Source organism: Pseudoflavonifractor sp. 524-17 (genome assembly GCF_009935845.1).
Taxonomy (GTDB): domain Bacteria; phylum Bacillota; class Clostridia; order Oscillospirales; family Oscillospiraceae; genus Pseudoflavonifractor_A.
On the sequence record NZ_QWEK01000030.1, the window covers coordinates 41,815 to 48,458 of the forward strand.

Annotated in this window: 7 protein-coding genes; 1 reads left to right on the plus strand and 6 read right to left on the minus strand. The window is 61.8% G+C overall.

Translation table 11 applies throughout. From position 1 onward, the window contains the following. Positions 1–27 precede the first annotated feature (27 nt). The 6 genes from mreB to D1159_RS11955 form a co-directional block, all read right to left on the minus strand. On the minus strand, positions 28–1,050 hold the full coding sequence (mreB, locus tag D1159_RS11935) for a rod shape-determining protein MreB (protein WP_161845888.1): 1,023 nt from the start codon (positions 1,048–1,050) through the stop codon (positions 28–30). A gap of 197 nt (positions 1,051–1,247) precedes the next feature. Further along, positions 1,248–1,904 carry a ComF family protein gene (locus tag D1159_RS11940; RefSeq protein ID WP_161845889.1) on the minus strand — a complete coding sequence of 219 codons (657 nt, stop codon included), beginning with the start codon at positions 1,902–1,904 and terminating at the stop codon, positions 1,248–1,250. Beyond that, positions 1,901–2,077 carry a hypothetical protein gene (locus tag D1159_RS19225; protein ID WP_202621057.1) on the minus strand — a complete coding sequence of 59 codons (177 nt, stop codon included), beginning with the start codon at positions 2,075–2,077 and terminating at the stop codon, positions 1,901–1,903. Before D1159_RS19225 ends, D1159_RS11940 begins: the two co-directional genes overlap by 4 nt. A gap of 101 nt (positions 2,078–2,178) precedes the next feature. Next, the gene (locus D1159_RS11945) at positions 2,179–4,401 is read right to left on the minus strand and encodes an ATP-dependent RecD-like DNA helicase (RefSeq protein ID WP_161845890.1); all 2,223 of its coding nucleotides are present in this window, start codon (positions 4,399–4,401) and stop codon (positions 2,179–2,181) included. Positions 4,402–4,412: 11 nt separating this feature from the next. After that, positions 4,413–4,763: a hypothetical protein gene (locus tag D1159_RS11950; RefSeq protein ID WP_161845891.1), complete on the minus strand. Its 351-nt coding sequence runs from the start codon at positions 4,761–4,763 to the stop codon at positions 4,413–4,415. Between the two features lie 46 nt (positions 4,764–4,809). After that, positions 4,810–5,289 (minus strand): small multi-drug export protein, encoded by a 480-nt coding sequence (locus D1159_RS11955; protein WP_161845895.1) that lies wholly within the window; start codon positions 5,287–5,289, stop codon positions 4,810–4,812. A gap of 512 nt (positions 5,290–5,801) precedes the next feature. Between D1159_RS11955 and D1159_RS11960 the strand changes: the two genes are divergently transcribed. Then, positions 5,802–6,476 carry an HAD family hydrolase gene (locus tag D1159_RS11960; RefSeq protein ID WP_161845892.1) on the plus strand — a complete coding sequence of 225 codons (675 nt, stop codon included), beginning with the start codon at positions 5,802–5,804 and terminating at the stop codon, positions 6,474–6,476. The last annotated feature ends 168 nt before the right edge of the window (positions 6,477–6,644 follow it).

Below are 6,644 nucleotides of genomic sequence, written 5' to 3' on the forward strand. Positions count from 1 at the left end.
CTATACCGACGGTACAGCGCCCATAGGTTAGTTCATCTGCTTGCGGCGGGAGAGGTTGATGGTGCCGTCCTGCATGTCGCCGATGGTGTCCAGGCTCTTGCCGGTACCGTAGGCCACGCAGGAGATGGCGTCGTCCGCCACATAGGTCTCGATGCCGGTGTGGGAGGCGATGAGCTTGTCAAAGCCCCACAGCAGGCTGCCGCCGCCGGTCATAACAATGCCGTTGGTGGCGATGTCGGCCACCAGCTCGGGAGGCGTGCTCTCCAGCACGCTGTGGATGGCCTCCAGAATGCGGGTGGCGGGCTCCTCAAAGGCCTCGATCATCTCGCTGGAGGTGACGGTGAACACCCGGGGCAGGCCGGTCATGAGACAGCGGCCCTTGATCTCAATGGACTCCTCCTCCGGCCGGGGGAAGACGCAGCCGATCTTCATCTTCAGCTCCTCCGCCGTCCGGTCGCCGATGAGGACGTTGTGCTTGCGGCGGATGTATTTCACAATGGCCTCGTCGAACTTGTCGCCGGCGATCTTAATGGAGCTGGACTCCACAATGCCGGACAGGGAGATCACCGCGATATCCGCGGTGCCGCCGCCGATGTCCACAATCATGTGGCCGTCGGGCCGGGTGATGTCGATGCCGGCGCCGATGGCCGCGGCCAGCGGCTCCTCAATCAGGTACACCCGCCGGGCCCCGGCCTGAATGCCGGCGTCAATCACCGCCCGCTCCTCCACCTCCGTGATGCCGGAGGGCACACAGATGACAATGCGGGGCTTAAACAGGCGGAAGGAGGTCACCTTGCGGATAAACTCCTTCAGCATCCGCTCCGTCATGTCATAGTCGGAGATAACCCCCTCCCGCAGGGGGCGGATGGCCACAATGTTGCCGGGGGTTTTGCCCAGCATCTGCTGGGCCTCGGTGCCCACCTTGAGCAGCTTGCCGGTGTCCTTATGCAGGGCCACCACCGCCGGCTCCTGAAGGACAATCCCCTGGCCTTCTACATATACCAAAATGGACGCAGTGCCCAAGTCAATGCCGATATCCTTACTGAACATTCCCACACCTCAAAGCTTCTTTCGCATTTGCTTTATTTTTCCCCAGAATTTCACAGTTAATCGCTGTGCCTGTGCTATATCTGTGTTTCTTCCCTATTATAGAAGAGAAAGCGCATGGATTTCAACTGGTTTTTTCATAAGTTTTTGTAACTATTCTGCATCTTATGTTCGATTGCACGCGCCGGACTGCCGGCGGGTCAGCGGGCCCGGGCCACCGTGGCGCATAAAACCTCCGCCGCACCTGCGTCCAGAAGCGCCCGGGCGCAGGCGGACGCGGTGGAGCCGGTGGTGATTACGTCGTCCAAAAGGAGCACCCGTTTCCCCACCAGAGGGATCCCCCCCACCGCCTGATAGGCCCCCTGGATGTTGGTCCTGCGGGCCTCCTGGCCGTCCAGGCCGGATTGGGCGGCGGTGTGGCGGGTCTTTTTCAGCAGGGGCGTGGGCGCTATCCCCAACGCCTTGCCCGCCGCCTTTGCCAGCAGAAAGGCCTGGTCGTATCCCCGCTGCCGCTTCCGCTTGTCCGACAGGGGCGCCCAGGTGAGCAGGTCGAACCGCCCCGGCAGATGGGCCTGGATACACGCCGCCACCAGGGGACCATACGCCTTGGCATAGCCCCGGCGGCCGTGGAATTTATACCGCCGGATGGAGTCGCGCACCTTGCCCTGATAGCGCAGCGGGGACACCGCCAGAGTGATATTCTCACAGGCCTGTTCCGCCTGCGCGCCCTTCAGCCAGGGCAGCTCCCGCCGGCACCCGGCGCACAGATGGACCTCCCCGTCCGCCAGCAGCCCGCCGCAGAACGCGCATTTGGGCGGAAAGAGCAGGTCCAGAACCCACACAACCCCTCGGTTCAAGACTGCTCGTCCAGGGCAATGGCGCCATGCTCCTGCTCGAAGGTACGAATGCACTGCTGAATCAGATATAAAATCTGTCCGCTCATAGAACGGCCCTCATAGTCTGAGATATAGACCAGCTTCCGGTGCATTTCGCTGTTGATTGTAATGCCCAGATGTTTGTCACGCTTCATTTCATGCCACCATCCATCCTTAGGATAGGCTGATGATATACTTGATATATACTTGAATTAAGCTATACAACTTGATTCAAGTCAACGAAATTTTGCGAAACCTATTTTTCCTGGGCCAGACGCCAGCGCAGGCCGGAGTAGCGGCGCTGCTGGCGGTCGTTGGCGGTCATCTGGGCCACCACTTCCTCATCGCCGACCAGAATGAGCAGCTGTCTGGCCCGGGTGATGGCGGTGTAGAGCACTCCGCGGGTGAGGAGCATGGGCGCCCCCCGGCACACCGCCAAAATGACCGCCCGGTACTCGCTGCCCTGGGCCTTGTGGACGGTGACGGCGTAGGCGGGCTCCAGCTCTCCCAGCATGTCGGGGGAGTACTCCACAATGCGGCCGTCAAAGTTTACGGTGATGACTTCGTCCCGGTTGTCAATTTTGGTAATGCGGCCGATGTCCCCGTTGAACACACCCATTCCCGAGGTGAGGGAGTCCTCAGACCGCCACATGAGGTCGTAGTTGTTGCGTACCTGCATTACCCGGTCGCCGGCGCGGAAGAGGTACTCGCCGAACCGCCGCTCCCCCAGGCCGGGCTGGGCGGGGTTGACCGCCTCCTGGATCGCCCGGTTGAGGGCGGCGGTGCCGGCGATATTCTTCCGGGTGGGGGAGAGGACCTGAATTTGCTCCGCCGGAATGCCCATGTTCTTGGGCAGTCGGGTCTGGATCAGCTCCACAATGGTATTCGCGGCCTGGGCCGGGTCCTTCCGGCGCAGGAAGAAGAAGTCGCTTTCTCCATTGCGCAGCACCGGCAGCTCCCCCCGGTTGACGCTGTGGGCGTTGCGCACAATGGCGCTCTGGGCCGCCTGGCGGAAGATCTCCGTCAGGCGCACCATGGGGATCCGGCCGCTGCGGATGAGGTCGGAGAACAGGTTCCCCGGGCCTACGGAGGGGAGCTGGTCCGGGTCTCCCACCAGCACCAGGCGGCACTCTCCCCGCAGGGCGGACAGCAGCGCCCGCATGAGAGAGATATCCACCATGGAGGTCTCGTCCACAATGACGGCATCTGCCTTCAAGGGGTCGGAGGCATCGTGGGCGAAGACCAGCCGGCCGCTGCCGGGGTCGAACTGGGTCTCCAGCAGGCGGTGGATGGTGGCGGCCTCCCGGCCGCACAGCTCCCCCAGCCGCTTGGCGGCCCGGCCGGTGGGGGCGGCCAGGGCGGTGTCCAGGCCAAGGGAATCAAACAGGGCCAGCACCCCCCGCAGGGAGGTGGTCTTTCCCGTCCCCGGCCCGCCGGTGAGGAGCATCACCTGCCGCTGGGCGGTGGTGGCCACCGCCTGCCGCTGCTGGGGGGCGTAGACAATGCCCTGCTCTCGCTGAATGCGGTCGATGAGCCCGTCCAGCCCCTGGGGGGGCAGCAGCTCCCGCCGGGCCATCTCCCCCAGGCGCTGGGCCACATACTCCTCCGCCTCCTGGAGGTCGAACAGGTAGCACGCCGCCTCTCCAGCCACCGGCTCCTGCACCACCTCCCCACGCTCGGCCAAAGCCTCCAGCCCGTCCTCCAGCACCTCGGGCGACTCGATCTGAAGAAGCTGGGCAGTGGCGGCGAGGAGCTTGCGCCTGGGTAAAAAGGTGTGGCCGTTCATCAGATTGTGGCTGAGCTCAAAGACAAGCCCCGCCTCTATGCGCTGGGGATCCTCTCCCTCCAGGCCCATGTCCAGGGCCAGCTGGTCCGCCACGGAGAACTCCACCCCCAGCTCCTCGTCCACCAGGAGGTAGGGGTTGGAGCGCACCACCTCCAGCGCCCGGTTGCCGTACCGGCGGTACAGGGGCATGGCCAGCTGGAGGGCCACCCCGTGGGTTCCCAGAAATTCCAGCAGCCGGCGCATTCCCATCTGAAGGCGGAACTGCTCTCCCATGGCCAGAGCCCGCTTGCGGGTGATGCCCCTGATTTTGGTGAGCTGCTCCGGGGCCTCCTCCAGCACGGTGAGGGCCTCCCCGCCGAACTCCTGCACAATGCGCCGGGCGGTGGCCGCGCCGATGCCCCGTACCGCCCCGGAGGAGAGGTACTCCAAAATGGCCTCCTCCCCGGCGGGCATCCGGCGCTCCACAATCTCCGCCTTGAACTGCTCCCCATAGGAGGCGTGGCGCATCCATTTCCCCTGGACGGACAGACGCTCCCCAGGAGCCACGCCAGGCATACACCCCACCACGGTGATGCCCCCCTGCTCTCCCGCGTCCAGCCGAAGCACGGTGTAGCCGTTTTCCTCGTTTTGATAGATCACGGCGTCCACACCGCCCTCAATGAGAGAGAGCTCCTGTTCTTCTCTGTGTTCCACTGGATCACCCTTTACCCGATTGCTTCTCTTATGTACTCCCCAAGCCGCTCCGCTGAGCACAGGGCCATACCTCCGTGCCGGATGAGCAGCGCGTGGGCGATGCTGCGCCCCTGGTCGTTGAGGCCGGCGTCGGCGATGACAATGGTGAATTTAGCGCTGTCGCTGCCCCGCAGCCACACCAGGCCCCGGACATCGTGCTCCAAAGTGGCGGCGTCCCCCCGCACCGGCAGGACGGCGTACACCGGCCCGCCCTCTTTCCCCCCCGCCCGGGGACACAGCAGCTTGCCGAAGCACAGCCACGCCAAGGTCAGCAGCCCCGTGGCGGCCAGCAGGGCCACACACGCTTGCAGAATGGATTGCATCTCCACTCACCTCCGGGCCATCCTATGCGGCGGGGGAGAAAAGGGTTCAAATGATAGCCATTTTTACCACATAGGTCAAAAACGTCACCAAAAAGCCCGCGGTGAACACCCCCGCCACCAGGGCAGGCACCGCCTTGCGCAGGGGCATGTCCAAAAAGGCCGCCGCCAGAGCGCCGGTCCACCCCCCGGTCCCCGGCAGGGGAATGGCGACAAAGATCATCAGGCCAAGATACTGATATTTGCTCACCTTCCGCCCCTTCAGATGGGCCTTATGCTCCAGCCGGTCCACCAGATGATTCAGCCTGGGCAGGCGGCGGCGCATCCACTGAAAAATCCGCCGGATATACACCACAATAAAGGGCAGCGGCAGCAGATTTCCAATGATACTGGCCGTCAGTGCCGCCCAGGGATTCAGCCCCAGCGCCACCCCGAAGGGGATCGCCCCCCGCAGTTCAATTACTGGCAGCATGGCCACCAGCATGGTAAAAACCAGCTCTCCCGCCTGATTGTGGGTGAGCCACTCCATCAGTTCCAAAATTGACTCCCTCGGTTCTGTTAAAATTTATCTCATGGCTGAGATTCAGAACCTGCACACAACCGTAAAAGGCCGCGGAAATCCAGCGTGATCCGGTTAGGAACAGGTTCTCAGTTCTTGCTTGATAAACGACAGTCCAAAACGCCGCATGGTGGAAAAACCCCCGCTGTTCGGGCTGTGCTGACAGTTTTCAAACAAGGCCGCATCTATTGTAACATACTTTTCTCTTCTGTCATAGCGGGGATTTTGTTAAGAAAGCGCTGATTTCACCGGCGTATGTGGATTGGTACGCAAAATTTATGCCTGGCGAGTGACAAAAGCGCGGGAACCCTAACGGATTTCAAACTTTCTTCACCAAGTCTGGGTGAAAATTTTGCCGCTTTTGCAGGAGGAGGCAAAGGCGGCTCCCCCGCGCCGCCGGAGAGAATTTGATATTTCCCGGCGGCGGTGCTAAAATAAACACGCGATTCTGAATTGAGTGCAGTACAGACAGGAGGTTATCCATGATACAGGCGGTATTTTTGGATTACACAGGGACAATGGTGCAGGAGCGGGGCAGGGAGATGGAGGAGGTCGTCGCCCGGATCTGCCAGAACAGCGACCTGTCTGGCCCCAGAGAGGTCCTCACCCTCTGGTGGACCAGGCTGCGTGCGTATGAGGAGGCCAGCTATCTGGACACCTACCAGACAGAGGACCAGATTGTGGATCGGCTTTTGGAGGAATTTTCGGCGGAATTTCATCTCAGGGAGGATTTACAGGACCTCCACCAGCAGATCCGCCGGTTTTGGATCTACGCGCCCCCCTTTCCCGACGTGAAGGAATTTTTCAAGCGGTGCTCCAGGCCCATCTATGTGATCAGCAACAACGGGATGCAGTACATCGAAAAGGGAATGGAGGACAAGGGGCTCTCCCCTGCGGGGATTGTCTGCGCGGACATGGTGCGGGCCTATAAGCCTCACCGGGAGCTGTTCGAAAAGGCGCTGGAGGTCAGCGGCTGCGGGCCGGAGCAGGTGATCCACGTGGGGGACTCCTACCGCTCTGACGTGGCGGGGGCCCGCTCTGCCGGGATACGCCCCATTCTGCTCCAGCGGGACGGGGGAACGGCGCCGGACGATACGGTGACGGCGGTACACAGCCTGGACCAGGTGCTAGAGTCTGTTTTAAAACTGTCAAAGTAACCATCTAAGGATACAGGCAAGGCAGACAACAGCCCGGAAATAGAGTGCTTTCTTCTCATATCTGGTGGCAAAGCGGCGGTTGTTTTTCAGTTTGTGGTGCTGTCCAGCATCAGCGTTGTTTCGTCCACCAAATCCTGCCCAATCAGGGCTGCGAGGATATCTTCCCAT

What these genes read in the sequence shown, in the direction of transcription:
- mreB (WP_161845888.1), bottom strand. Translation starts at nt 1,050, where the DNA reads ATGTTCAGTAAGGATATCGGCATTGACTTGGGCACTGCGTCCATTTTG.
- D1159_RS19225 (WP_202621057.1), bottom strand. Translation starts at nt 2,077, where the DNA reads ATGAAGCGTGACAAACATCTGGGCATTACAATCAACAGCGAAATGCAC.
- D1159_RS11950 (WP_161845891.1), bottom strand. Translation starts at nt 4,763, where the DNA reads ATGCAATCCATTCTGCAAGCGTGTGTGGCCCTGCTGGCCGCCACGGGG.
- D1159_RS11955 (WP_161845895.1), bottom strand. Translation starts at nt 5,289, where the DNA reads ATGGAGTGGCTCACCCACAATCAGGCGGGAGAGCTGGTTTTTACCATG.
- D1159_RS11960 (WP_161845892.1), top strand. Translation starts at nt 5,802, where the DNA reads ATGATACAGGCGGTATTTTTGGATTACACAGGGACAATGGTGCAGGAG.